Origin of the sequence: Methylocystis rosea (assembly GCF_003855495.1) — a bacterium.
Taxonomy (GTDB): Bacteria; Pseudomonadota; Alphaproteobacteria; order Rhizobiales; family Beijerinckiaceae; genus Methylocystis; species Methylocystis rosea_A.
Window position 1 is genome coordinate 416,701 of record NZ_CP034086.1, and the last position, 23,215, is coordinate 439,915.

Consider the following 23,215-nt stretch of genomic DNA (forward strand, 5'->3'; position numbering starts at 1 on the left):
CTCTCGCGTCGTATCCGTTATAGAAATATTAACGCTTTTCTCGGCTTCTCGGTTTGTTCTTTCGAAAAAATTTGTAGTTATCAACAGTAGACTCTAGGCGATCTGCGCGTAGACCGCGTCGATCTTCGCGCCGCGGTTGAGACCCCGGTGGATGGAAATGTCGAGACCTTCTTCGCGCGCCTGCGCGCCGTGGCGCCCGAGCAGGCGGCGCGCCGCCGCGTCGCTCTCGACGAAGGCGAAGCCGGTCGGACCCCAGGACGTCTGGCCGCCGCCGGTCGCGCCGTCGGCGAGCAGCCGCGCGACGATCGCCTCGACCTTGCCGCTGGTGAAGCGGCGCCCGCCCTGCGCTGGGGCGAAATGATCGCCGACGATCTCTTGAATGCGGGTCACCGCGGCGCCGAAGGGCGCAAGCTCCTTTTCGGCGAGCGCCGGCAGGATCTGCATCAGCACCAGCCGGCAGACTTCGCCGCTTGTTTCGGCGCCGAATGGCGGCAGTTCGGCGAAGGCGTCGCGCTCGTCCGCGCCATGCAGGCCGACATCGCCCGGATCGCAGACCAGCAGCACGCGCCACGCGTCGGGAAATTCGGCGCGCGCGACGACCGGCGGCGTCGTCGTCTGCGGGCCGCGTCCGCCGTCGACCACGACGCCGCCGAGCTGAAACAGGCCGGCGCCGAGGCCGGAGCGCGCGCCGCGCGCCATCAGCGCCGCGTCGGCGGCCGGGTCGTTCGGCAGGTCCTCGAGACGGCGCAGCGCCGCGCTCACCGCGAGCGCCAGCTGGGTGCCGGAGCCCAGGCCCGCATGGGCGGGAATCGCTTCCTCCAGCGTCAGCCGGTGGCGCTGCGTCAGGCCAAGCGCCTCCTGCGCGCGCGCCAGCAGCGCGGCGGCGCGTTCGGCTTCGGGGCCCTCGACGCAATTTTGATCGGCGCGGGTCAGGGTCAGCCGGGTCGCCGGCGCGTCGAGCGCGAGGCCGACGCCGCCGAACTTGCGCCCAAGCCCGCCGTTCATGTCGAGAAAACCCAGATGCAGCCGGGCGCTGGCCGCGACGCTTACCTTTGCCGGCATGCCGCCTCTTTGGTGCAACTGAAGACTTTGGGTCGGTTTAGGCTATAACGCGTCTCAGCGAAAGAATGTTGCGGCGCAAAGCGCAAGAGGGGAGCCTGAGATGGCGAAGGAAGAGCGCGCGTATTCCGAAGACGAGATCGCCGCGCGGCTGAAGAGCGAACTGCCGCATTGGCGCTACGAAAACGGCTGGATCAGGCGCAAATTCAAGACGCATGGCTGGAAGGGCACGCTGATGGTCGTCAATACGGTCGGCCATCTCGCCGAAGCCGCCTGGCACCATCCCGATATCGCCGCGTCCTACGCATGGGTCGAGGTGAAGCTTCAGACCCATACGGCCAAGGGAATCACCGACAAGGATTTCGAACTCGCCAAGAAGATCGAGGAGGTCGTCTCCTGGCGCCCCGGCAAGGCCGGCGGCGCGCTCGAAGGCACGCCCGAGAGCGACCAGCGCTTCGCCTATGTGAAATACGACGACTGACGGAACGCGCGCTTGGCCTTCGACCTGCAGGCGATCGCGGATGCGCGCGATCGCTTTCTTTCGCTGATCGGAACGCGCCCTATCATCATGGGGATCGTCAACGTCACGCCTGATTCCTTCTCGGACGGCGGGCGGTTCGCGACGCGTGACGCCGCGCTGGCGCAGGCGCAGGCGCTCGTCAGCGACGGCGCCGACATCGTCGACGTCGGCGCCGAGTCGACGCGCCCTGGCCACACGCCGCTCACCGCGGAAGAGGAGTGGGCGCGGCTGGAGCCGCTGCTCGCGGCGCTGGTGGCGCAGGCGGGCGCGCCGGTGTCGATCGACACCTACAAAGCCGAGACGGCGCGGCGGGCGCTCTCGCTCGGCGTCTGTCTCGTCAATGACGTCTGGGGCCTGCAGCGCGATCCTTTGATGGCGCCAACGATCGCGCAAGCCGGCGCCGCCGTCGTAATCATGCATAATCGCGAGACGACGGAGCCACAGATCGACATCATCGCCGACATGAAGCGCTTCTTCGCCCGCTCGCTCGAGATCGCCCAGCGCGCCGGCGTGCCGGAGCGGCATATTCTGCTCGATCCGGGGATCGGCTTCGGCAAGAGCCGCGAGCAGAACTATGACGCGTTGCGCGCGACGCCGGAGCTGTTGGCGCTCGGCTTTCCGCTGCTCATCGGCGTCTCCCGCAAATCGATTTTCAAGGGCCTGGGCGACGGCGTTCTCGAGGGACGGCTCGTCGGCACGCTGGCGGCCAATCTTTTCGCCGCGCGCGACGGCGCGCAGGTCTTTCGCGTGCATGACGCCGCGGAGCATCGCGCGGCTTTCGACGTGATGCGCATTCTCGGTGCGCGCCCGGGAGGTTGACGATGCGGGTCGGATTTGGGCTTGGCAGCAATCTCGGCGACAAGCCGGCCAATATTCGTGAGGCGCTGCGGCTGATCGAGGCGCGCGGGCTGGCGCGGCTCGATCGGGTCTCGCAACTCTACCGCACGCCGCCCTGGGGCGATCTCGACCAGGGCGATTTCGCCAACGCCTGCGCCATCGGCGACACGGCGCTCGCGCCCTATGAACTGCTCGCCGCGGTCAAGAAGATCGAGGCGGATATGGGCCGTGCGCCGACGCGGCGCTGGGGGCCGCGGCTGATCGACGTCGATATTCTGTTCCTCGGCGACCACGCGATCGACGATCCGGAGCTGACCTTGCCGCATAAGGAGCTTTTTCGCCGCGGTTTCGTTCTCGCGCCGCTTGCCGAAATCGCCCCTGAACTTGAACTGGACGGCGTCACCATGCGCGCGGCGCTGGCCGGCGCTGACGCGAGCGGCGTGCGTCCGTGGTCGGACGAATAGCGGCCCACCCCGGATGGTTGCCTGTCTTCGCGGCGCAGCATTCGTCGCTGTTCAGGCGTCGAGAGCAAAATAGGCAATCTAAAAGTTTTATATATTACAATTATCTATGAAGAATTGTGCGCCGCGCAATGGTTCCGCTCGGAGCCTCGCTAGGGTAGGTATTTTACCATCCACTAGGGTTGCATTGGCTATTCGATAGATTGTTTTGCTCTATACTAACGGGTATTGTGATTATTGGGGGTTATTGGAATGTTGCGGCACGCTGAGCTGGGTCTACGGTCTGCTCTTTCAAGGGGCGGATTTAGGATTTTGGCTTAGGCGGCGACGTCGGTTTTCGTCCGATAACAACAAGCAGCCGGGTTCTGGGGATTTTGGGGATTTGCTCGCCTTTGGGCGGGGACGTTCCGGGGTTTTCGGGAAGGCTGCGGCAGACAAGGGCGGTTTTGCGTGTTTTTAGAAGAAGACGCGCTTTCGCTTTGCTTTACGAAACGAGGACGAAGCGGCTCCGTTGTGGGAGGCGGAGCGATACCGGTCACGCGCAATTCCCTGGGAGCACATTGGAGGAGAAGGGTATGAGCTCAACGACTGACACAGCAGCCCGCGCTGCTGCTGGCACGGAAGCTGTAGTAGACCTGAAGGGCATGTGGATCGGCCTGGCCGTTCTGAACGGGTTCTATCTGGTCGTCCGGATTTACGAGCAGGTTTTTGGCTGGCGCGCCGGCCTTGATTCGTTCGCTCCGGAGTTTCAGACATATTGGATGTCGATCCTTTGGACCGAGATTCCGCTTGAGCTGATCTCCGGCATTGGCCTTGCGGGCTTTCTTTGGAAGACGCGCACGCGCGACTTCTCGAACCTGGCGCCGCGCGAAGAGATGCGCCGCCTGGTGGTCGAAGTGCAATGGCTTGTTGTTTACGCCGCGGCCATTTACTGGGGCGCGTCGTTCTTCACCGAGCAGGACGGCACCTGGCACATGACGGTGATTCGCGACACGGACTTCACGCCGTCGCACATCATCGAGTTCTACATGAGCTACCCGATCTACTCGGTGATCGCGGTCGGCGGCTTCTTCTATGCGAAGACGCGTCTTCCGTATTTCTCCAAGGGCTATTCGGTGGCCTATCTGATCGTGGCGATTGGCCCGTTCATGATCATCCCGAACGTCGGCCTGAATGAGTGGGGCCACACGTTCTGGTTCATGGAAGAACTGTTCGTTGCGCCGCTGCATTGGGGCTTCGTGTTCTTCGGCTGGATGGCGCTCGGCGTGTTCGGCGTCGTGCTTCAGCTGCTGATGAACATTCAGCGCCTGATCGGCAAGGAAGGCGTCGCCCTCCTGACCGAGTAATCCGAGACTTCGCCGCCCGCTTTAAGGCGGGCGGCGACTGGCTCCGGGCTTTTCGCGAAAACCAGAGAGCTTTTGCCTGTCGCTTTGGCGAGTGGGTTGGCTTGTTGCGGTCGAGAAGGGGTCTTCGGGCTCTGGGACGATCGGGGGCGAAGGGCTTTTAAGCGATGCGGCCGGCGGGATCTCCGCCGTCCGGGCGCCGGCGGCGGGAAGGCCTGCCGGAGCCATAAGGAAAGAACTCGGGCTTTACGGGTTCGAGAAACACCAAGGAGAAGAGTGATGTCACAATCGAAAAGCGGGGGGGCGGTCGGTCCGTTCAACTCCGTCGCCGAGGCGGCGGGTTGCGTTCAGACGGTCGACTGGATGCTTCTTGTTCTTCTGTTCTTCGCCGTTCTTGGCGGCTACCACGTCCACTTCATGTTGACGGCGGGCGACTGGGACTTCTGGGTTGACTGGAAGGATCGTCGTATGTGGCCGACGGTCGTGCCGATTCTCGGCGTGACCTTCTGCGCCGCGGCGCAGGCGTTCTGGTGGGTGAACTTCCGTCTGCCGTTCGGCGCGGTGTTCGCGGCTCTCGGCCTGCTGATTGGCGAGTGGATCAACCGCTACGTCAACTTCTGGGGCTGGACCTACTTCCCGATCAGCCTTGTGTTCCCGTCTGCTCTGATCGTTCCGGCGATCTGGCTTGACGTGATCCTGCTTCTGTCGGGCTCCTATGTGATCACGGCGATTGTTGGTTCGCTCGGCTGGGGTCTGTTGTTCTACCCGAACAACTGGCCGGCGATTGCGGCGTTCCACCAGGCGACGGAGCAGCATGGTCAGCTGATGACGCTTGCGGATCTGATCGGCTTCCACTTCGTCCGCACCTCGATGCCGGAATATATCCGCATGGTCGAGCGCGGCACGCTGCGCACCTTCGGTAAGGACGTTGTGCCGGTTGCGGCGTTCTTCTCGGGCTTCGTCTCGATGATGGTGTACTTCCTGTGGTGGTTCATGGGTCGTTGGTATTCGACGACCAAGATCATCGACACGATCTAAGCCACGTCGCGTGCTGCGGCGCTGAACGGGCGCCGCGGCGGCCTGCAAGAAAGAAGAGCGGCGGACTGGAAGCTTTTTTGAAAGCGAAGGTCCGCTGCGAGAGACAAGACCGGTTGGCGCGCGAGGCGGCGGCCGGGAAGAGGAACCTGGGAGGTTTATCGATGAAAAAGTTCGTCAAGCTCGCCGCGATTGGCGCGGCGGCGGCTGTGGCGGCGACCCTGGGAGCTGTTGCTCCTGCGTCGGCGCACGGCGAAAAGTCTCAGCAGGCGTTTCTTCGGATGCGCACGTTGAACTGGTATGACGTTCAGTGGTCGAAGACGACGGTGAACGTCAATGAAGAGATGGTGCTGTCGGGCAAGATCCATGTGTTCTCGGCCTGGCCGCAGGCGGTCGCCAATCCGCGCGTGTCGTTCCTGAACGCCGGCGAGCCCGGTCCGGTTCTGGTTCGCACGGCGCAGTTCATCGGCGATCAGTTTGCGCCGCGTTCGGTGTCGCTTGTTCCTGGCAACGACTACGCCTTCTCCATCAACCTTCGCGGTCGTCGCGCGGGCCGTTGGCACGTTCATGCGCAGGTCAACGTCGAGGGCGGCGGTCCGATCATCGGCCCCGGCCAGTGGATCGAGATCAAGGGCGACATGAAGGACTTCACCGATCCGGTGACGTTGCTTGATGGCTCGACGGTCGACCTCGAGACCTACGGCATCAGCCGCGTTTACGCGTGGCATCTGCCGTGGCTTGCGGTTGGCGCGGCGTGGATCCTGTTCTGGTTCGTCCGTAAGGGCGTCATCGCTTCTTATCTCCGTGTCGCCACCGGCAAGGTTGATGAGCAGGTGACTGACGACGACAAGCGGATTGGCGCGATTGTCCTGGCGTTGACCATTCTGGCGACGATCGTCGGCTACGCTGTGACGAACTCGACCTTCCCGCGCACGATCCCGCTTCAGGCGGGCTTGCAGAAGCCTCTGACGCCGCTCGTTACGGACGGCACGGCGGGCGTCGGCAAGGAGCGCGTGACGGCCGATCTGAACGGCGGCGTCTACAAGGTTCCTGGCCGTGAGCTGACGATCAACGTCAAGGTCACGAACACGACCTCCGAGCCGCTTCGCCTTGGCGAATATACGGCGGCCGGCCTGCGCTTCCTGAACCCTGACGTGTTCACGACGAAGCCCGACTTCCCGGACTATCTGTTGGCCGACCGCGGTCTGTCGACGGACGCGACGCCGATCGCGCCGGGCGAGACGAAGGAAATCGCCGTGAAGGTGCAGGACGCGCGTTGGGACATCGAGCGTCTGTCTGACCTGGCTTACGACACCGACAGCCAGATCGGCGGCCTCTTGATGTTCTTCTCGCCGACGGGTCGCCGCTTCGCGGCCGAAATCGGCGGACCGGTCATTCCGAAGTTCGTCGCCGGCGATATGCCCTAAGCGATACTGACGAATTGAAATAAAAAGCCCCCGGCCCATAAAGCCGGGGGTTTTCTTTTGAGGTCGCCATCCGGATCGGGAATAGCGGCGGTCGCGGAGCAAAGCGCAACTGCGTATCAAACGCCTTCTCACAGAGTTGGCCAGAGTTGGCGCCTTCGCGGCCAAGTGAAATGAAACTTCAGCCTTCGCGCCCTTTGGCGCCTCGCTGCTTCTATTTCTCTGTTTCTACTGGCGCTTGTTTCATCAAGCGACGCTCACTATAAAATACGGGGGTTGAAGCTGCCTCGTGACCGGCGGCGCGTGAGAGCGCCGCTCAGAGGCTGCGCCCCTTCCATCGCCTCGGCATTGCGCCTGAGGAGCCCACGGCGAACACGATGTCCGACCTCTCCGAAGTCTTCCGCGCCGGCGCGGCGAACGCCTGGATTTTTGCGCCGAGCGCAGTGGCCCTGGGCGCGCTGCACGGGCTCGAACCGGGTCACTCGAAGACGATGATGGCTGCCTTCATCGTCGCGGTTCGTGGCACGGTGGCGCAAGCGGTGCTGCTCGGCCTCGCGGCGACAATTTCCCATACGGCGATCGTCTGGGCCGTGGCGCTGACCGGGCTTTATCTCGGCGCGCAACTGAACGTCGAAGCGAACGAACCCTATTTGCAGATTGTCTCTGGCGTGTTGATCATCGCCGTCGCGCTTTGGATGATTTGGCGTAGCTGGCGCGATATCGCCGCCAAAGGCGCCGTGACGGCGGCTGCGCGCGAGAGCGGGCCGCTTCCGGCCGGCGCCAGCGCCGCGCATGGCCACCCGCACGACGGCGCGCATGTTCACGGGCATGTGCACGAGCATGTTCACGTCCATGACGGCGGCGTGCCGCACACCCATCAGGAAGAGGAATTCGAGAGCGCGCTCCTCGACGTTGATCCCACCGTCTACGCTGACGCACATGAGCGCGAACATGCGCTCGATATCGAGCGGCGCTTCGCCAGTCGCCATGTCACGACCGGACAGATCATTCTCTTCGGCCTGACGGGGGGACTCATCCCCTGTCCCGCATCGATCACCGTGCTTCTGCTTTGCCTGCAGGTCGGCCGCATCGGACTCGGCGCGCTGCTGGTGCTCTGCTTCAGCGTCGGTCTGGCGCTGACCCTCGTGCTTGTTGGGGTGGCGGCGGCGCTCGGCATGCGTCACGCCGCGTCGCGCTGGCCAGGATTGGAAGCGCTGGCCGCACGCGCGCCTTATGTTTCAGGCGCGATCGTCGCCGCCGTCGGCGCCTATACGATCGCAATGGGCGCAGCCGCGCTGGGGTAGCGTTATTTGCCGAGGTGAAACGCTGACTTCGTCACCTTGGCGGTGATCGGGGCCTCAAGGAAAAAGTCGAGCACGGCGTCAACTCTGGGATCGACGGCGTAGGTCGAGAAGTCGGTCATGCCTTCTTCCGCCAGAACGCTGACGTCGATGAAGAAATTGCCGCTGCAGCTCTTTGCGGGACGAATGAGAATGGCGTGCGCGGCGTCCGCGACGATCTCGGGCTTTCGCGACCGGCGCAGCAGTTCGTCGCCGCCCAGAAGATTGCCGACGGCGGCCGTCGCGATCGCCGTCTCCGGCCAGAGCGAATTCGCGGCGACGCCATCGGCCGCGAGATCCTTTGCGAGGCCGAGCGTCACCAGGCTCATCCCATATTTCGACATCGTGTAGGCGAGATTGGGCGAGAACCATTTCGGGTTCAAATCGAGCGGCGGCGACAGCGTCAGGATGTGCGGATTTTCGGATCGGCGCAGATGCGGCAGCGCCGCCTTGCAGCACAGATAGGTTCCGCGCGCGTTGATCTGATGCATCAGATCGAAGCGCTTCATTTCGAGCGTGTCGATCCCGCGCAGATCTATGGCGCTGGCGTTGTTGACCAGGATGTCGATCCCGCCAAAGCATGAGACGGCCTGACCGACCGCCGCCTCCACCTGATCCTCAAAGCGAATGTCACAAGGGATGGCGAGCGCTTGTCCTCCGGCCGCTTCGATCTCTGCTGCGGCGGTGTAGATCGTGCCAGGGATTCTCGGGTTTTCGGTCACGCTCTTCGCCACGACCACGACATTCGCGCCGTCGCGCGCGGCGCGCATGGCGATGGCGAGTCCGATTCCTCGGCTCGCGCCGCTGATGAAGAGCGTCTTGCCGGCGAGCGAGCGCGTCGTTGTCGGCGTCATCGCGCGCTCCCGCCCGCATTCGTCATGGAAAGCGCGCGCCGCCTCACGCGGCGACCTGCGCCGGGTAGCCCGCTTCGCTGATCGCCTTGGCGAGCGCCTGGGCGTCCTTGGGCGCGGGCGTGACATCGACCTTGCCCGTGGCGAGATCGACCTTGACGTCGGCGTTCGGCTCCACGGCTTGCACCGCCTTGGTGACATGTTTCACGCACATATTGCAGGTCATGTCTTGCACATTGAATGTTGTCATTGCTTCCTCCTTGTTGTCATTTTCCGCCGCTTCCGTTTCGACCGGCGCCGCCTCCGCGCCGGCATCGGCGCTTGCGATAACCGGAGCCTTGAAGCGGCGCAGGCGCAACGCATTGGTCAGCACGAAAACGCTCGATAGCGCCATGGCCGCCGCGCCGAACATCGGCGAGAGCAGCATGCCGTTGACGGGATAGAGCGCGCCCGCCGCGACCGGTATGAGAACGACGTTATAGCCAAACGCCCAGAACAGGTTCTGCTGGATGTTGCGCATCGTCGCGCGCGAGATTGCGAGCGCCGCCGGCACCTTGGCGAGATCGCCCGACATCAGCACCACGTCGGCGGCTTCGATCGCGATGTCGGTTCCCGTGCCGATGGCGATGCCGGCGTCGGCGGCGGCGAGCGCCGGCGCATCGTTCACGCCGTCGCCGACGAAGGCGATCCGGTTGGTCTCGCGCAGGCGCTCGAGCGCCGCGACTTTCCCATCGGGAAGGACGCCGGCGACGACCTCGTCAATTCCGAGTCTCGCGGCGATGGCCTTCGCCGTGCGCGCGTCATCGCCGGTGATCATCGCGGTCTTCACGCCCAGCGAATGAATGGCGTCGATCGCGGCGCGGCTCGTCGGCTTCAGATCGTCGGCGACGGAGAGTATGGCGCCAAGCTTGCCGTCGACCGCGACGTAAAGCGGCGTCTTGCCTTCCTCGGCGAGCCTCTGGGCGTCCTGCGCGAAGGGCGAAGCGTCGAGGCCGAGCGACGCCATGAAGCGCTCGGCGCCAATGGCGACCGTCTTTCGGTCGACGAGTCCCGTGACGCCCATGCCGGCGATCGATTTGAAGTCGGCGCAGGGCGAAAGCGCCAGATCCGCGGCCTTGGCCGCGACCACCAGCGCCGCGCCGACGGGGTGTTCGGACTGCGCCTCGACGCTCGCGGCAAGCCGCAGAAGCTCATTCTCGTTCTTGCCGGGCGTCGCGACGAGATCAGTCAGGCGCGGCTTGCCATAAGTCAGCGTGCCGGTCTTGTCGAAGGCGATGAGGGTCACGTCGCGCAGCGTCTGCAGGGCTTCGCCCTTGCGAAAAAGCACGCCGAGCTCCGCCGCCCGGCCGGTGCCGGTCATGATCGCCGCCGGCGTCGCCAGCCCCATGGCGCAGGGGCAGGCGATAATCAGCACGGCGACCGCGTTGACGAGCGCATAGGTCAGTCGCGGCTCCGGACCGATCAGCATCCAGACGACGAAGGTCAGCGCCGCGACGGCGAAGACAGCGGGAACGAAGACGGCGGTGACGCGGTCGACCATCGCCTGAATCGGCAGCTTGGCGCCCTGCGCCTGCTCGACCATGCGGATGATGCCGGCGAGGGTCGTATCGGCGCCGACGCGGGTGGCGCGAAACGAAAAGGCGCCGGAGCCGTTGACGGTCGCGCCGGTGACGGCGGCGCCCATCCTCTTTGCAACCGGCGTCGGCTCGCCGGTGACCATCGACTCATCGACATGGGACGAGCCCTGCGTGACGACGCCGTCGGTCGGAATGCGCTCGCCCGGCCGCACCAGCACGATATCGCCGACGCGCACGTCGTCGATATCGACGTCGACGGTCGCGCCGTCGCGCTCGACGCGGGCGGTCTTCGGCTGCAGCCGCGCCAGCGCGCGGATCGCCTCCGACGTGCGGCCTTTGGCGCGCGCCTCGAGATAGCGGCCAAACAGGATGAGGGTGACGATGACGACCGCCGCTTCATAATAGACATGCACCGAGCCGGCCGGCAGCACCTGGGGCGCAAAGGTCGCGACGACGGAATAGAGATAGGCGCTGAGCGTGCCCGTGGCGACGAGGGCGTTCATGTCGGGCTGGCGCCGCAACAGCGACGGAATCCCCTTGAGGAAGAAAACCAGGCCGGGTCCAAACAGCACGACGCTGGCGAGCAGGAAGGAAATCTCGCGGATCCTCGCCTCGCCGATCACGCCCATCGTCCAGTGATGGACGGCGGGGATCAGATGCCCGCCCATTTCGACCACGAAGATCGGCGCCGTTAGAGTAGCGGCGACGATGAGGCGGAAGCGCAGCGCGCGCATCTCTTCCTCACGTCGCAGCCGCTCGCGATCGGCGCCGCCGGAGTCGGTTTCAATGGCGCGCGGCTCATAGCCGGCCTGTGAAATCGCCCGGCGCAGGCGGTCTGTCAGGCCAGGCCCGGCGAGCGCGCGCACGGTCGCGCGTTCGGTCGCGAGATTGACTTTCGCTTCCATGACGCCGGGAACGGCGCTGAGCGCTTTTTCGACATGCGAGACGCAGGAGGCGCAGGTCATGCCGCCGACGCCGATCTCAATTGTCTCGACGACCGCCTCGTAGCCCGCGTCCGAGACCGATTTTACGAGCTGCGTGAGACTCGCCCCCGGCGCCAGAGAAACCTCCGCCCGTTCAGTCGCGAGATTGACGCTGGCGGCGTTAACGCCCGGCGTACGCGCCAGCGCCTTCTCGACATGCGACACGCAGGAGGCGCAGGTCATGCCTCGGACGCTGAAATCAAGGCGTTCGCCGCCCGGTAACGGAGTTTGAGCGTTCATACTTGCCGCCTCATTCACAACGCCCTCAATGCGTCAGTTTAAAGCCACCGACGCGTGCGCGCCATATAGGTCCGATAGTCGTCGCCGAATTTCTCAAGAAGATGCCGCTCTTCGGGCTCGATCGCCAGCTTCGTCAGCCCAAAAGCGAGAACTGGCGTCAACAACAGCGTGAAGGGCGAGCCGAGGAAGAGACCAAGGGCAAAGATCAGGGCGACATGCGCGATATAGATCGGATTGCGCGAAAAGCGGAACGGCCCCTCGGTCACGAGAAAGGACGCGGCGCGATGCGGCATGATCGTTGTTTGATGGCGCGAGAGGATGCGAAAGCACCAGACGTCATTGGCCAGCGCGAGGACGACAATGGCTGCGCCGGCGACCTGGATGATAGAGGAGGAGGCGCGATCGATGAGCGAAGCCCCTGTCGCGGCGTCGAGCGCAAGCCCGGCCGCCAAGGTCATCGCCATCAGGATCGGCGGCCAGGGCATACGGGATGGGGGCGCGTTTGCGTCGATCTGCGCATTCATCGCGGCTCCTATCGGTGGAAAACGCTTCTCTTTAGATCGCGGTTGCGGGCGCTCGTTTCAAGTCAGCGCTTGTCAAGTGCGCCCTTGTCAAGTGCAGCTTGACGGCGGTCCTGCAGGCCGTCAAGATCGGCTTGACATCGAATCGCCCCGGACATGCGTGAGCTGTGATGCTGGCCTTGCCTAAACGTAAACTGCGCTGCTCATTCTGCAAGAAGTCCGAGACGCAGGTCGCGCGGCTCATCGGCGGCGCCGCCGGGGGCTATATTTGCGAAGATTGCGTCGGAGTCTGCAACACGATTCTTGACGCCGCGCCTTCGCCGTTCAAAAGCTGGGACGACCTCACCGACGAGCAGCTGTTGACCTCGATCAAGGCGAGCGAGGCCAGCGTGGCGGCGCTGCATTCACTGATCCACGCGCAAGTCGCGGCGCTTCGCAAACGCGAGGTGAGCTGGACGGCGATCGGCAAGGTCCTGGGCGTTTCCCGACAGGCCGCCTGGGAGCGTTTCTCCTGATCGAGCATCGATCCTTCATGCTTGAGCGCTACGCGCAGGATCTTGCGAGCCTCGCCGCGCGCGGCAGGCTGCGCGCGCTCGCTTCGCGCGCCGGACTGGATTTCGCGTCGAATGACTATCTGGCTTTCGCCGAGTCGCCGGAACTCGCCGCGGCCGTGACGGCGGCGCTGGCGCGCGGCGTTCCCGTTGGCGCCGGCGGTTCGCGGCTTTTGCGCGGCAATCATCCGGAGCATGAAGCGCTGGAAGAGGACGCGGCGCGCTTTTTTGGCGCGGAAAGCGCGCTTTATTTCAGTGGCGGCTTTACCGCCAATGAAGCGCTGCTCTCCACGGCGCCGCAGCGTGACGATCTCATTCTCTATGACGCGCTCGCGCACGCCAGCGCTCATGAGGGCATGCGATTGGCGCGCGCGCCGAATGCGAGCTTTCCGCATAATGACGTCGACGCCGCAGAGGACGCGATCTGCGCCTGGCGCGGAAAGGGCGGAGGCGGGCGAATTTGGATCGTCGTGGAAAGCCTTTACAGCATGGACGGCGATAAGGCGCCGCTCGATGATCTCTATGCGCTCGCCGCGAGGACCGACGCCTTTCTGCTGATCGACGAAGCGCATGCGACGGGGGTTTATGGATCGGGCGGGCGTGGACTTGCCGCGCGTCTTGAAGGCGCGGAGAACGTCGTCACGCTGCACACATGCGGCAAGGCGATGGGAGTCGCCGGCGGTCTGCTCTGTCTGCCGCGCATTTTGCGGGACTTCATGATCAACCGCTGCCGGCCGTTCATTTTCGCGACTGCGCCTTCGCCCGTTACGGCCGCTTGCGTGCGCGCGGCGCTCAAGATCATCGAAGCGGCCGACGATCGGCGCGCCGAACTGATGTCGCGCATCGATGTCGCCGGCGCCGAGCTGCGGCGGCTCTGCGCGATCGAACCTTCGGGCTCCCAGATTCAACCGATCATCGTCGGGGGCGATATCCGCGCGACGTCGCTTGCGGCGCGCATGCAGGCGCATGGCTATGACATTCGCGCCATTCGTCCGCCGACGGTGCCGGACGGCTCCGCGCGCTTGCGCATCGCGCTGACGCTCAATACGAGCAAAGATGACGTCGCGCGCATGATCGCGCATCTTGGCGCAGAACTCGCGAGGCTCGAACCATGAACCGCCGCTTCGTGATCGTGGGAACCGATACGGACGTCGGCAAGACTGTCGTCTCCGCCGCGCTCGTCGGCGCGCTCAACGCCTGCTATTGGAAGCCGGTGCAGTCGGGACTCGATGGCGAGACGGACTCGCAGATCGTCGCGCGTCTTTCGGGCGCGGCGGCGGACCGTATTTTCCCAGAAGCCTGGCGGCTGCGTCGACCGGCCTCGCCGCATCTTGCCGCGCGCGACGAGGGCGTCGAAATCGACGCCGCCGCGCTGAATCCGCCGCCATGCGACGGTCCTCTGATCATAGAGACGGCCGGCGGTGTGCTGACGCCGCTCAGCGACCGCGCATTGACCATCGACGTGCTCGAACGCTGGCGCTTGCCGGTCATACTCGTCGCGCGAACGCGCCTTGGCACGATCAATCACAGCCTGCTCACGCTCGAAGCCTTGCGCCGACGCGGAATCTCAATCGCCGGAATCATTTTCGTCGGCGACGCCGACGCCGATGCGCAACATTCGATCGAGACGATCGGCGGCGCGCGCATTCTCGGCCGTCTGCCGAAGCTCGATCCTCTGAATAAAAAGACGCTCGGCGCGGCGTTTAGCGCCGCGATCGCGCGCGACGCTTTCGGGAGCGGCGCGTGAGCGTCGTCACCGACTCGCCGGTCTGGCGGCCGTTCACGCAGCATGCGCTGCAGCCCGGCGCCTTCAAGATCGCGCGCGCCGAAGGCGCCTGGCTCGAAGCCGAAGACGGCGCGCGCTTTCTCGACGCCATTTCGTCCTGGTGGGTGATCACCCACGGCCACCGCCACCCGGCCATCATGCAGGCGATCCGTGAAGAAACCGAGCGGCTCGATCAGATCATCTTCGCCGGCTTCACCCATGAGCCGGCGGAAGCGCTGGCGCGGCGCCTTGTGGCGCTGACGCCGCCGGGACTCGACTACGTGTTTTATTCCGACAGCGGCTCCACCTGCGTCGAAGTGGCGATCAAGATGGCGCTCGGCTTCTGGCGCAATCGCGGGGAGGCGCGCACGCGCATCGTCGCGCTCGAACACGGCTATCACGGCGATACGATCGGCACGATGTCCGTCGGCGCGCGATCGCCTTTCAATGCGCCTTACGAGCCGCTGCTCTATGAGGTCTCGCGCATTCCCTTCCCCGCGCGCGGGCGCGCGCAGGAGACGCTCGACGCGCTGGAGCGCGCCTGCCGCGACCGACCCGCCGCCCTGCTGGTCGAACCGCTCATTCTTGGCGCGGGCGGCATGCTCTTTTACCGCGCCGAGACGCTCGCGGAGATGCAGCGCATCTGCGCGCGTTACGACGTGCTGTTCATCGCTGATGAGGTGATGACGGGCTTCGGCCGCACGGGAACGCTCTTCGCCTGCGAGCAGGCGGGCGTCGTTCCGGACATCGCCTGCTACGCCAAGGGCCTCACCGGCGGCGCGCTGCCGCTCGCCGTCACCATGTGCAAACGCGAAATTTTTGAGGCGCATCTATCGCCGGAGCGCGCGCGCGCCTTTTTTCATTCGAGTTCCTACACCGCCAATCCGATCGCCTGCGCCGCGGCGCTCGCCAATCTCGACGTCTGGGCGACGGGCGAACCCGCCGCCCGCGTCGCGGCGCTGTGCGACATGCAGGCGACGCGGCTTGCGCGCTTTACGTCCGATACGCGCTTCTCCAACGTCCGCCAGCTCGGAATCATCACGGCGCTCGATCTCAATATCGTGCAGGGCGGTTATCTGTCGACGATCGCGCTCGATCTCATGCGATTCTTCAATGCGCGCGGTCTTCTGCTGCGTCCGCTCGGGCCGACGCTCTATGTCTTTCCGCCGTACTGCATCGAGGCGGCCGAACTCGATCTCGTCTATGACGCGATCAGCGAGGCGGCCGATCGCTTCGGCGGATCTGCATAGTGCGATCGTTAGCCTTTGAGTTCGGTGCGCACGCTCTTGCCGCGCCCCTCATCGGCGACGGTATTCTTGCGCGCGAGAAATTCGTCCTTGAGCGCGCGCCGCAAAATCTTGCCAACGTTGCTCTTGGGGAGGCTCTCGCGAAACTCGAAGTAGCGCGGAATCTTGTAGCTCGTCAGCTGTTCATGGGCGAACGCGCGCAACTCCTCGCGCGTGAGGCTCGGGTCGCGCGCCACGATAAACGCCATCGGCGCTTCGCCGGAATGTTCGTGCGGCACGCCGATGACAGCTGCTTCCTTCACCTTGGGGTGTTCGACGAGGACGGATTCGACTTCGTTGGGATAGACGTTGAAGCCTGAGACGAGGATCATGTCCTTCAGTCGATCGACGATCTTGATGAGCCCGTCCGGCGCCATCACCGCAATGTCGCCAGTTTTGAGAAATCCATCGGGGGTCAGGGCTTGCGCGGTTTCATCCGGCCGGCGCCAGTAGCCGCCCATCAACTGCGGCCCCTTGATGCAAAGTTCGCCGCGCTCGCCAAGGGGAACGGGCTCGCCATCGGGCGAACGCACCGAGATTTCCGTCGATGGCACGGGGTAGCCGATCCCGCCGGTGAATTCGGCGATCGTCGGCTTGTTGATCGTGACGATCGGCGACGTCTCGGTCAGCCCATAGCCTTCAACGATCGGCTTTCCCGTCAAGGCCTTCCACTTTTTCGCCACCACCTCCTGAGTCGACATGCCGCCGGAGATGGTGAGAAGAAGGTTGGAGTAGTCCACCGTGCGCGCGGCGGAATGGTCGGCGATCGCCGCGTAAAGCGTGTTGACGCCGGAGAACAGGGTGAACTTCGATTTGCGCAGCGTCGCAATCAGTCCCTTGATGTCGCGCGGATTGGCGATCAGCAGACAGCTGCCGCCCGTCTTCACCACAAGCAGCAGGCACGCCGTCAGTCCGAAAATATGGTAGAGCGGCAGCGCCGTCACCATGATCAGCGGCTTGTTTCCAAGATAAGGCTTCAGCCAGGACCACGACTGTTCGGCATTGGCGGCGACGTTGCGATGCAGAAGCATGGCGCCTTTGGCGACGCCGGTCGTGCCGCCGGTGTATTGTAGAAAAGCGACGTCTTCCGGCCCGATTGGCGGCGGCTTAAGCGTCTCCTCGCCGCCCGCCTGCAACACATGCGCGAAGCCGACGCAGCCGGGCAGCCGATAGGCGGGGACCATGCGCTTGATCCAGCGCGAGACGAAATTGACGATCAGTCCGCGCAGACCCATCAGATCTCCGGGCTTCATGATCACCGCACGTTCGACTTTCATGTGCGGCCAGGCGGCGGCCGCCGTATGCGCGAAGTTTTCGAACACGAACAAGAAGCGCGCGCCGGAGTCGTTCAGCTGGTGCTCGAGTTCATGCGGCGTGTACAGCGGATTGACGTTCACGACGACGCCGCCGGCCAGCAAGACGCCAAAGAGCGTCGCTGGATAGGCGAGGACGTTGGGCGACATGATCGCGACCCGATCGCCTTTTCTTAATCCGCGCGTCTGCAGCCAGGCGGCGACGGCGACCGCCGCGCGGCCGAGCTCCTCGAAGGTGAGCGTCGCGCCGAAACTCTCCATCGCGGTCCTGTCGGCGAATTCCGCAACGCTCGCGTTGAACATATTGACCAGCGTCGAATAGGACGATTCGGCGATGTCGGCCGGGACGCCAGCGGGATACGAAGAAAGCCACGGCCGCTTCGCGTAGGGGTCCTCTCGGTGTTGTTCCGCGCTTGTCATGTCGTCCTGGACCTCCGCGAGGCGGCGGCGATCTCGCATTGCGAATCGTCTGCTCCGCCCATGTGCTTTTATTCAAGATAGCGCGTCTCGCGTCGAATGAGGCCACTCCTGCCGCAATCATTATGTTGCGTCGCGAGCGGCGTCACGCCGTCCCGGGTGGCGCCGGCCCGAGGCCGAAGAGCAGCGAAACGCCGAGCGCCAGAACGAGAACTGCGGCGATGAACTCGCCGCCACGGGCGATGATGACCGCGCGCCGTGAATCCTTCGCGCCAAACCGCACCGCGGCGCTCTTGGCGTAAACCGCCGTCGCGGCGAGGGCGCCCGTCGTGATCGCCGTTCCCGCCGACATGGCGATGACCGCCCCGGCGCCGGCGGCGAAAAGCCCCTGCGACAGGGTGAAGACTAGCACCAGAATGGCCCCCGAGCAGGGGCGCAGGCCGGCGGCGACGACGGTCGCGGCCGCGTCGGCGAGGCGAAATTTTGGTCCTCCCAATGTCGAAGGGTCCGGCGCGTGGCGGCAGGTCGCGTCATGCACATGCGTCGGGTCGTCGATGGCCTCGCAGATGAAGCCGCGCGCCGTTGGGGCGATTGCAGGCATGCGGACGGCCGCCGCCAGCGCGTGGCCTTTCACCCAGGCGAGCCGCGCGCCGAGCGCCGCGACCGCCGCATAGCTTGCAAGCTCGATAAGGCGGGTCGCGTCGCTCATTTGATTCGCGGTCGCGCGAAAAAACATCGCGGCGGCGCCGACGACGGCGATCGCGACAACTCCCTGCAGCAGCGCGGCGAGCGCCGCAAGCAGCAGACCGCGGCGCAGCGCCGTTTCATTGGCGAGCATGTAGGATGCAAGCACCGCCTTCCCATGGCCGGGACCGGCGGCGTGAAAGGCGCCATAGGCGAAAGTCGCCGCGGCGAGCGCGAAGAAAGCGGAAGGATCGGTCTTCAGCGCGCGCACGGCCGCGTGCAGCTCAGCGTGGAACTTGCTTTGCCAGGCAAGGATCAGTCCGGCGATTCCTGTCGCCGCCGCGGTCGACTCTTGCGCGCCGACCGCAAACGGATGGCGCGGCGCGCCCCAAGCCGATGAGGCGGCGATCAGGGCCATCGCCGCGGCCGTTACGCCGAGCCAAACCACCCTCTGCCCAATCTTCACGGACAGGCCACGATCGCGCGCGTCGCCAGCTTCATGCCGAAATCGGCTCCCGGCGACATGTTCTGAAAGAACGCTTCGCTCAGTTTCTGGCTTTCATTCGCCACGAGCGGCGCAGGTTCGACGAGACTGAGCGAGCATCCGCCCGGCGCTCCCGCGAGCGTTACGGGATCCTTCTTTTCCAGTCCGAAGGAGACGAAATAAGTCGGGTCATAGACCTGAAAGGAGAACGGCTTCTTCGCCGCGATCGGCGTCTGCAGCGGCAGGAAGAAGCGCAGCGTGACGATCTTCTTGTCATTGGCTTCGAGCGTCACATTCTCCGGCTGCTTGAACGCAAGCTTGGCGCTGTTCTGCTTGGCGAAGGTGAAAAATTCGAATTCGGCCAGCGACTCGACGTTCGTCCTGGCGAGCGGCGCGAGTTCTTCCCGGGTGGGCGGCTTGCCGTCCTTGCCGAGCCCCTGTACGGCATAGGCCGAATACATTTCGTCGAATTCCCAAGCATGTTGAACGCCCGCGATTTTTCCGTCGGGCGCGAATATGACCTCGCTGCGCACCGCCACCCAGACATGGGGGTGCGCGAAAGCCGCGCCGATTCCCAACGCCGTCGTCAAAAGGATGAGAATCGAGTTTATTTTCAGCTTCATGCGAGTCTCGCGCTTAGGCGGCGAAGGCGGCGAAAACGCGGCGCAGGCTCCCGCTTCGAGCCTGTGCATGCTAGCAGATCCGTCCTTGAAAAGGCGCTTCCGTGTGGCATAAGGTGGCGGAATAGAATCGGCGCTAGTGGGGCGCCTCTGCGGCGGAAGGCCGCCCAGCTGGGTCTTTGAACCGGATTCGTTCACGGGTTGATCCTTGCTTTTAGCGTGTGAGCGCAAGAGTCCCAAGCGCGCTTCGCCCCGATTTCTCGCAGGAGAGCAGTAATGGCGGACATCGCCGCCGGCGACGCAAAGACCGGCTCCGCCTTTGCCGAGGCGTCGCTCTCCGATCGATTTGATCTCGACAGGTCGCGCGTTCTGATCACCGGCACCCAGGCGATCGTGCGCATGCTGCTGATGCAGAAGGAGGCGGACCGCCGCGCTGGATTGAACACCGCGGGTTTCGTCACCGGCTACCGCGGCTCGCCGCTCGGCGGCGTCGACGCGCAGATGCACAAGGCCAAGGCGCTCTTCGACGCCAATAATATCTTGTACATGCCCGGGCTCAACGAGGATCTTGCCGCGACCGCCATCTGGGGCGCGCAGCAGGCCGAGATGCGCGGCGAAGGCAAGTATGACGGCGTCTTCTCGCTCTGGTACGGCAAAGGTCCAGGCATCGACCGCAGCGGCGACGCCTTCCGCCACGTCAATCTCGCCGGCACGTCGCGCCATGGCGGCGCGCTGGCGCTCATGGGCGACGATCACACCGCCGAATCCTCAACCACCGCGCATCAGTCGGATTATCATTTCGTCGATGTGATGATCCCGATCCTGTCGCCGGCCGGCGTGCAGGAAATTCTCGATTACGGGCTTTACGGCTTCGCCCTGTCGCGCTTCGCGGGCGTGTGGGTCGGCCTGAAGCTCCTCAAGGACACGGTCGAGTCGACGGCCTCGATCGACGGTTCGCTCGACCGCATCCGCCCGATCGCGCCCCCATCTTTCTTCATGCCGCCGGGCGGCCTCAACATCCGACCCGGCGATCCGGTCCTCGCGCAGGAAGCGCGCATGCAGGAGAGCAAGCGCGACGCGATGCTCGCCTTCATCCGCGCCAATCGATTGAACCGCATCATTACCTCCGGCGGCGCCAATCCGAAGATCGGCGTCATCACCGTCGGCAAGTCCTATCTCGACGTGCGCCAGGCGATGGACGATCTTGGCCTCGATGAAGTGAAGGCGAACGATCTCGGTCTGCGCCTTTACAAGATCGCCGCGCCCTGGCCGCTGGAGCCGCAGGGTCTGCGTGAATTCGCCCGCGGCCTCGACCTCATCATCGTCGTCGAGGAGAAGCGCTCGCTCATTGAAGTGCAGCTGCGCGAGGAACTGTACGGCGCGCCGCATCAGCCGCTCTGCATCGGCAAGAAGGACGAACGCGGCGAATGGCTGTTCCCGGTCAAGGGCGCGCTCGACTCCAACGACGTCGCCATCGCCATCGGCCGACGGCTGTTAAAATATCATTCGCTCGACGAGCTGGAGGCGCGCGTGCGCCGGCTCGAGAAGCTCCAGGATCGCCGCCGGACGATGACCGACGTCACCGTTCGCGTGCCGCATTTCTGCGCCGGCTGTCCGCATTCGACGTCGACCCATGTGCCCGAGGGCTCGCGCGCTTATACCGGCATCGGCTGCCATTACATGGCGCAATGGATGGACCGCTCGACAGAGGGGTACACCCATATGGGCGGCGAAGGCGCGAACTGGATCGGCGAGGCGCCGTTCTCGACGCGCAAGCATATGTTCCAAAATCTCGGCGACGGCACCTATAATCATTCGGGGTCGCTCGCCATCCGCTTTGCCGTCGCGACCAACACCAACATCACCTTCAAGATACTCTTCAACGGCGTCGTCGCGATGACCGGCGGCCAGAAGCATGAAGGCGAGCTGACCGTCGAGACGATCGCGCGGCAGGTCGCAGCCGAAGGCGTGCAGAAAATCGCGCTCGTCTCCGATGAGCCTGGCAAATATGCGCCGACGATCGGCTGGCCGCCGGGCCTGACGATCCATCATCGCAATGTCCTCAACGAGGTGCAGCGCGATCTGGCGCAAACGGACGGCGTCACCGTCCTGATCTATGATCAGACCTGCGCGACGGAAAAGCGTCGCCTGCGCAAGCGCGGGCTGATGAATGATCCGGATTCGCGCGTCATCATCAACGAACTCGTGTGCGAGGGCTGCGGCGACTGCGGCACGGCGTCGAACTGCGTCGCGGTGCAGCCGGTCGAAACCGAATTCGGCCGCAAGCGGCGCATCGACCAGTCCGCCTGCAACAAGGACTTCTCCTGTCTCGAGGGGTTCTGCCCGAGCTTCGTCACCGTGCATGGCGGGCGCATGAAGAAGGCGCCGCTGCCCTCGACGCAGGACGACGGCGGACTGCCGGCGTTGCCGGAGCCTGCGATCGCCGAGATCGGCGCCGTCCCTTATGGCGTTCTCATCGCCGGGCTTGGCGGCACCGGCGTCGTCACGGTTTCCGCCATTCTCGGCATGGCCGCGCATCTCGAGGGCAAAGGCGTCGGCGTCATCGATATGGCGGGGCTCGCGCAGAAGGGCGGGGCGGTCTATTGCCACGTGAAGATCGGCCGCACGCCGGCGGACGTTCACGCCATCCGCATCGCTGCGGGCGAAGCCGATCTTCTACTTGGCTGCGACCTCGTCGTCGCCGGCGCGAAACAGGTGCTCGCCGCCGTCGAGCACGGCAAGACGGCGGTGCTCGTCAACAGCGCCGAAGTGTTCCCCGGCGATATCGAGCGCAATCCCGACTTCGTGCTGCCGTCGGAAGAGATCAAGCAGGCGATCCGCCGCGCGGGCGGGCCGGAGTCGACCTTCATCGACACCACGGCGCTCGCGCAGGCGCTGCTCGGCGACTCGATCGCCGCGAATATTTTCATCCTCGGCTACGCGTGGCAGAAGGGCTATCTGCCGCTGTCGGAGGCGGCGATCCTGCGCGCCATCGAACTGAACGGCGAATCCGTGCCGATGAATCAGTCGGCCTTTCTGTGGGGCCGGCGCGCCGCGCATGATCTGAGCAGCGTGCTCGCCACCGTTAAGTCGCTGCGCCAGCCCAATGGCGATCGCGGGAAAGCGAAGACGCTCGAGGACATCATCGAACGTCGCGCGGCTTTTCTCGTCGGTTATCAGAACGAAGCCTATGCCGCGCGTTATCGCGCCCGAGTGGAACAGATTGCGCGGCTCGAATCCGCGCGCGCGCCGGGTTCCCGCGAATTGACCGAGGCGGTCGCCCGCTATCTCTTCAAGCTAATGGCGGCGAAAGACTATTATGAAGTCGGACGGCTTTACACGGACGGCGCCTTCCAACGTCAGCTTAAGGAAACTTTCGAGGGCGATCTTCGCCTCGAACTGCATCTTGCGCCCAACTTCCCGTCCCTTCAGCGCAAGACCGACTTCGGCGGCTCGCGCAAGATCACCTTCGGTCCCTGGATGTTCAAGGTGCTGCGTCTGTTGGCGCGGATGAAGAGCTTGCGCAACACCTGGTTCGACGTGTTCCGCTTCGACCACGACCGGGTGGTCGAGGGCAGGTTGCTGAAGGATTACGAAGCGCTGCTTGACGAGTTTGCCGCTTCGTTGACGCGGGAAAACCATGCAAGCGCCGTCGCGCTGGCGCGCGTGCCCGAATACATCCGCGGATTTGGCCACGTCAAGGCGCGTCACATCGCGGCGGCGGACGCCGAGCGCGAGCGGCTCATGGCCGAATATCGCCAGCCAAGCGCGGTGAAACTCGCCGCCGAGTGAGCGCCGCTCTGAATGATGCGGTGATATAAAGCCCAGTGGCCGGAGCTTCCGGGCTGTCATTCCCGGCGGACCGAAGGTCCGACGGGGAATCCAGTATCGAGATAAGGTCTGG

Annotated in this window: 19 protein-coding genes; 12 read left to right on the top strand and 7 right to left on the bottom strand. The window is 64.6% G+C overall.

The window, feature by feature from the left end; translation table 11 throughout:
- Positions 1-93 precede the first annotated feature (93 nt).
- Positions 94-1,062 carry a beta-ribofuranosylaminobenzene 5'-phosphate synthase family protein gene (locus tag EHO51_RS01955; RefSeq protein WP_124737474.1) on the bottom strand — a complete coding sequence of 323 codons (969 nt, stop codon included), beginning with the start codon at positions 1,060-1,062 and terminating at the stop codon, positions 94-96.
- A gap of 100 nt (positions 1,063-1,162) precedes the next feature.
- Here EHO51_RS01955 and EHO51_RS01960 point away from each other — a divergent pair, with 100 nt between their 5' ends.
- The 7 genes from EHO51_RS01960 to EHO51_RS01990 all read left to right on the top strand — a co-directional run bounded on the left by EHO51_RS01960 (position 1,163) and on the right by EHO51_RS01990 (position 7,983).
- Positions 1,163-1,540 carry a 4a-hydroxytetrahydrobiopterin dehydratase gene (locus EHO51_RS01960; protein ID WP_018407292.1) on the top strand — a complete coding sequence of 126 codons (378 nt, stop codon included), beginning with the start codon at positions 1,163-1,165 and terminating at the stop codon, positions 1,538-1,540.
- Positions 1,541-1,552: 12 nt separating this feature from the next.
- Positions 1,553-2,398 (top strand): dihydropteroate synthase, encoded by an 846-nt coding sequence (gene folP, locus EHO51_RS01965; protein ID WP_124737475.1) that lies wholly within the window; start codon positions 1,553-1,555, stop codon positions 2,396-2,398.
- Between the two features lie 2 nt (positions 2,399-2,400).
- Entirely contained in the window at positions 2,401-2,880 is a 480-nt protein-coding gene (gene folK / locus EHO51_RS01970; RefSeq protein WP_124737476.1) for a 2-amino-4-hydroxy-6-hydroxymethyldihydropteridine diphosphokinase, read from the top strand.
- Positions 2,881-3,452: 572 nt separating this feature from the next.
- Positions 3,453-4,223, top strand: a complete 771-nt coding sequence (gene amoC / locus EHO51_RS01975; RefSeq protein ID WP_026222791.1) for a bacterial ammonia monooxygenase, subunit AmoC — start codon at positions 3,453-3,455, stop codon at positions 4,221-4,223.
- A 276-nt stretch (positions 4,224-4,499) separates the two neighbouring features.
- Positions 4,500-5,258: a bacterial ammonia monooxygenase, subunit AmoA gene (gene amoA, locus EHO51_RS01980; RefSeq protein ID WP_014892304.1), complete on the top strand. Its 759-nt coding sequence runs from the start codon at positions 4,500-4,502 to the stop codon at positions 5,256-5,258.
- A gap of 161 nt (positions 5,259-5,419) precedes the next feature.
- Positions 5,420-6,682 (top strand): bacterial ammonia monooxygenase, subunit AmoB, encoded by a 1,263-nt coding sequence (amoB, locus tag EHO51_RS01985; RefSeq protein WP_124737477.1) that lies wholly within the window; start codon positions 5,420-5,422, stop codon positions 6,680-6,682.
- A gap of 374 nt (positions 6,683-7,056) precedes the next feature.
- Positions 7,057-7,983, top strand: coding sequence for a nickel/cobalt efflux transporter (locus EHO51_RS01990; protein WP_124737478.1), 927 nt, complete (start codon positions 7,057-7,059; stop codon positions 7,981-7,983).
- A 2-nt stretch (positions 7,984-7,985) separates the two neighbouring features.
- Here EHO51_RS01990 and EHO51_RS01995 read toward each other — a convergent pair whose 3' ends face one another.
- The 3 genes from EHO51_RS01995 to EHO51_RS02005 are packed head-to-tail and all read right to left on the bottom strand — an operon-like array spanning position 7,986 to position 12,194.
- The gene (locus tag EHO51_RS01995) at positions 7,986-8,873 is read right to left on the bottom strand and encodes an SDR family oxidoreductase (RefSeq protein ID WP_124737479.1); all 888 of its coding nucleotides are present in this window, start codon (positions 8,871-8,873) and stop codon (positions 7,986-7,988) included.
- Positions 8,874-8,916: 43 nt separating this feature from the next.
- Positions 8,917-11,670: a heavy metal translocating P-type ATPase gene (locus tag EHO51_RS02000; protein ID WP_124737480.1), complete on the bottom strand. Its 2,754-nt coding sequence runs from the start codon at positions 11,668-11,670 to the stop codon at positions 8,917-8,919.
- A gap of 38 nt (positions 11,671-11,708) precedes the next feature.
- The gene (locus tag EHO51_RS02005; protein ID WP_164479329.1) at positions 11,709-12,194 is read right to left on the bottom strand and encodes a methyltransferase family protein; all 486 of its coding nucleotides are present in this window, start codon (positions 12,192-12,194) and stop codon (positions 11,709-11,711) included.
- Between the two features lie 167 nt (positions 12,195-12,361).
- On the opposite strand from EHO51_RS02005, the gene EHO51_RS02010 reads away from it, so the two are divergent.
- Genes EHO51_RS02010 through EHO51_RS02025 form a run of 4 tightly spaced genes read left to right on the top strand, consistent with a single transcriptional unit; the run spans position 12,362 to position 15,757 of the window.
- Positions 12,362-12,706, top strand: coding sequence for a ClpX C4-type zinc finger protein (locus EHO51_RS02010; protein ID WP_124737481.1), 345 nt, complete (start codon positions 12,362-12,364; stop codon positions 12,704-12,706).
- A 17-nt stretch (positions 12,707-12,723) separates the two neighbouring features.
- Positions 12,724-13,857 carry an 8-amino-7-oxononanoate synthase gene (locus EHO51_RS02015; protein WP_124737482.1) on the top strand — a complete coding sequence of 378 codons (1,134 nt, stop codon included), beginning with the start codon at positions 12,724-12,726 and terminating at the stop codon, positions 13,855-13,857.
- Positions 13,854-14,489 carry a dethiobiotin synthase gene (gene bioD / locus EHO51_RS02020; RefSeq protein ID WP_124737483.1) on the top strand — a complete coding sequence of 212 codons (636 nt, stop codon included), beginning with the start codon at positions 13,854-13,856 and terminating at the stop codon, positions 14,487-14,489. Before EHO51_RS02015 ends, bioD begins: the two co-directional genes overlap by 4 nt.
- Positions 14,486-15,757, top strand: a complete 1,272-nt coding sequence (locus EHO51_RS02025) for an adenosylmethionine--8-amino-7-oxononanoate transaminase (protein ID WP_124737484.1) — start codon at positions 14,486-14,488, stop codon at positions 15,755-15,757. The genes bioD and EHO51_RS02025 overlap by 4 nt, the downstream gene beginning before the upstream one ends.
- Before the next feature lie 8 nt (positions 15,758-15,765).
- Here the strand turns inward: EHO51_RS02025 and EHO51_RS02030 are convergent, their stop codons facing one another.
- The 3 genes from EHO51_RS02030 to EHO51_RS02040 all read right to left on the bottom strand — a co-directional run bounded on the left by EHO51_RS02030 (position 15,766) and on the right by EHO51_RS02040 (position 19,383).
- A complete protein-coding gene (locus EHO51_RS02030) occupies positions 15,766-17,526 on the bottom strand; it encodes an AMP-binding protein (protein WP_124737485.1) in 1,761 nt (586 codons plus the stop codon).
- A gap of 142 nt (positions 17,527-17,668) precedes the next feature.
- Positions 17,669-18,673: a nickel/cobalt transporter gene (locus EHO51_RS02035; RefSeq protein ID WP_124737486.1), complete on the bottom strand. Its 1,005-nt coding sequence runs from the start codon at positions 18,671-18,673 to the stop codon at positions 17,669-17,671.
- Positions 18,670-19,383, bottom strand: coding sequence for a DUF1007 family protein (locus tag EHO51_RS02040; RefSeq protein WP_124737487.1), 714 nt, complete (start codon positions 19,381-19,383; stop codon positions 18,670-18,672). The genes EHO51_RS02035 and EHO51_RS02040 overlap by 4 nt, the downstream gene beginning before the upstream one ends.
- Before the next feature lie 204 nt (positions 19,384-19,587).
- Between EHO51_RS02040 and EHO51_RS02045 the strand changes: the two genes are divergently transcribed.
- The gene (locus EHO51_RS02045) at positions 19,588-23,103 is read left to right on the top strand and encodes an indolepyruvate ferredoxin oxidoreductase family protein (protein WP_124737488.1); all 3,516 of its coding nucleotides are present in this window, start codon (positions 19,588-19,590) and stop codon (positions 23,101-23,103) included.
- Positions 23,104-23,215 lie beyond the last annotated feature (112 nt).

What these genes read in the sequence shown, in the direction of transcription:
- EHO51_RS01955 (WP_124737474.1), bottom strand. Translation starts at nt 1,062, where the DNA reads ATGCCGGCAAAGGTAAGCGTCGCGGCCAGCGCCCGGCTGCATCTGGGT.
- EHO51_RS01960 (WP_018407292.1), top strand. Translation starts at nt 1,163, where the DNA reads ATGGCGAAGGAAGAGCGCGCGTATTCCGAAGACGAGATCGCCGCGCGG.
- folK (WP_124737476.1), top strand. Translation starts at nt 2,401, where the DNA reads ATGCGGGTCGGATTTGGGCTTGGCAGCAATCTCGGCGACAAGCCGGCC.
- amoC (WP_026222791.1), top strand. Translation starts at nt 3,453, where the DNA reads ATGAGCTCAACGACTGACACAGCAGCCCGCGCTGCTGCTGGCACGGAA.
- amoA (WP_014892304.1), top strand. Translation starts at nt 4,500, where the DNA reads ATGTCACAATCGAAAAGCGGGGGGGCGGTCGGTCCGTTCAACTCCGTC.
- amoB (WP_124737477.1), top strand. Translation starts at nt 5,420, where the DNA reads ATGAAAAAGTTCGTCAAGCTCGCCGCGATTGGCGCGGCGGCGGCTGTG.
- EHO51_RS01990 (WP_124737478.1), top strand. Translation starts at nt 7,057, where the DNA reads ATGTCCGACCTCTCCGAAGTCTTCCGCGCCGGCGCGGCGAACGCCTGG.
- EHO51_RS01995 (WP_124737479.1), bottom strand. Translation starts at nt 8,873, where the DNA reads ATGACGCCGACAACGACGCGCTCGCTCGCCGGCAAGACGCTCTTCATC.
- EHO51_RS02000 (WP_124737480.1), bottom strand. Translation starts at nt 11,670, where the DNA reads ATGAACGCTCAAACTCCGTTACCGGGCGGCGAACGCCTTGATTTCAGC.
- EHO51_RS02005 (WP_164479329.1), bottom strand. Translation starts at nt 12,194, where the DNA reads ATGAATGCGCAGATCGACGCAAACGCGCCCCCATCCCGTATGCCCTGG.
- EHO51_RS02010 (WP_124737481.1), top strand. Translation starts at nt 12,362, where the DNA reads ATGCTGGCCTTGCCTAAACGTAAACTGCGCTGCTCATTCTGCAAGAAG.
- EHO51_RS02015 (WP_124737482.1), top strand. Translation starts at nt 12,724, where the DNA reads ATGCTTGAGCGCTACGCGCAGGATCTTGCGAGCCTCGCCGCGCGCGGC.
- bioD (WP_124737483.1), top strand. Translation starts at nt 13,854, where the DNA reads ATGAACCGCCGCTTCGTGATCGTGGGAACCGATACGGACGTCGGCAAG.
- EHO51_RS02030 (WP_124737485.1), bottom strand. Translation starts at nt 17,526, where the DNA reads ATGACAAGCGCGGAACAACACCGAGAGGACCCCTACGCGAAGCGGCCG.
- EHO51_RS02040 (WP_124737487.1), bottom strand. Translation starts at nt 19,383, where the DNA reads ATGCACAGGCTCGAAGCGGGAGCCTGCGCCGCGTTTTCGCCGCCTTCG.
- EHO51_RS02045 (WP_124737488.1), top strand. Translation starts at nt 19,588, where the DNA reads ATGGCGGACATCGCCGCCGGCGACGCAAAGACCGGCTCCGCCTTTGCC.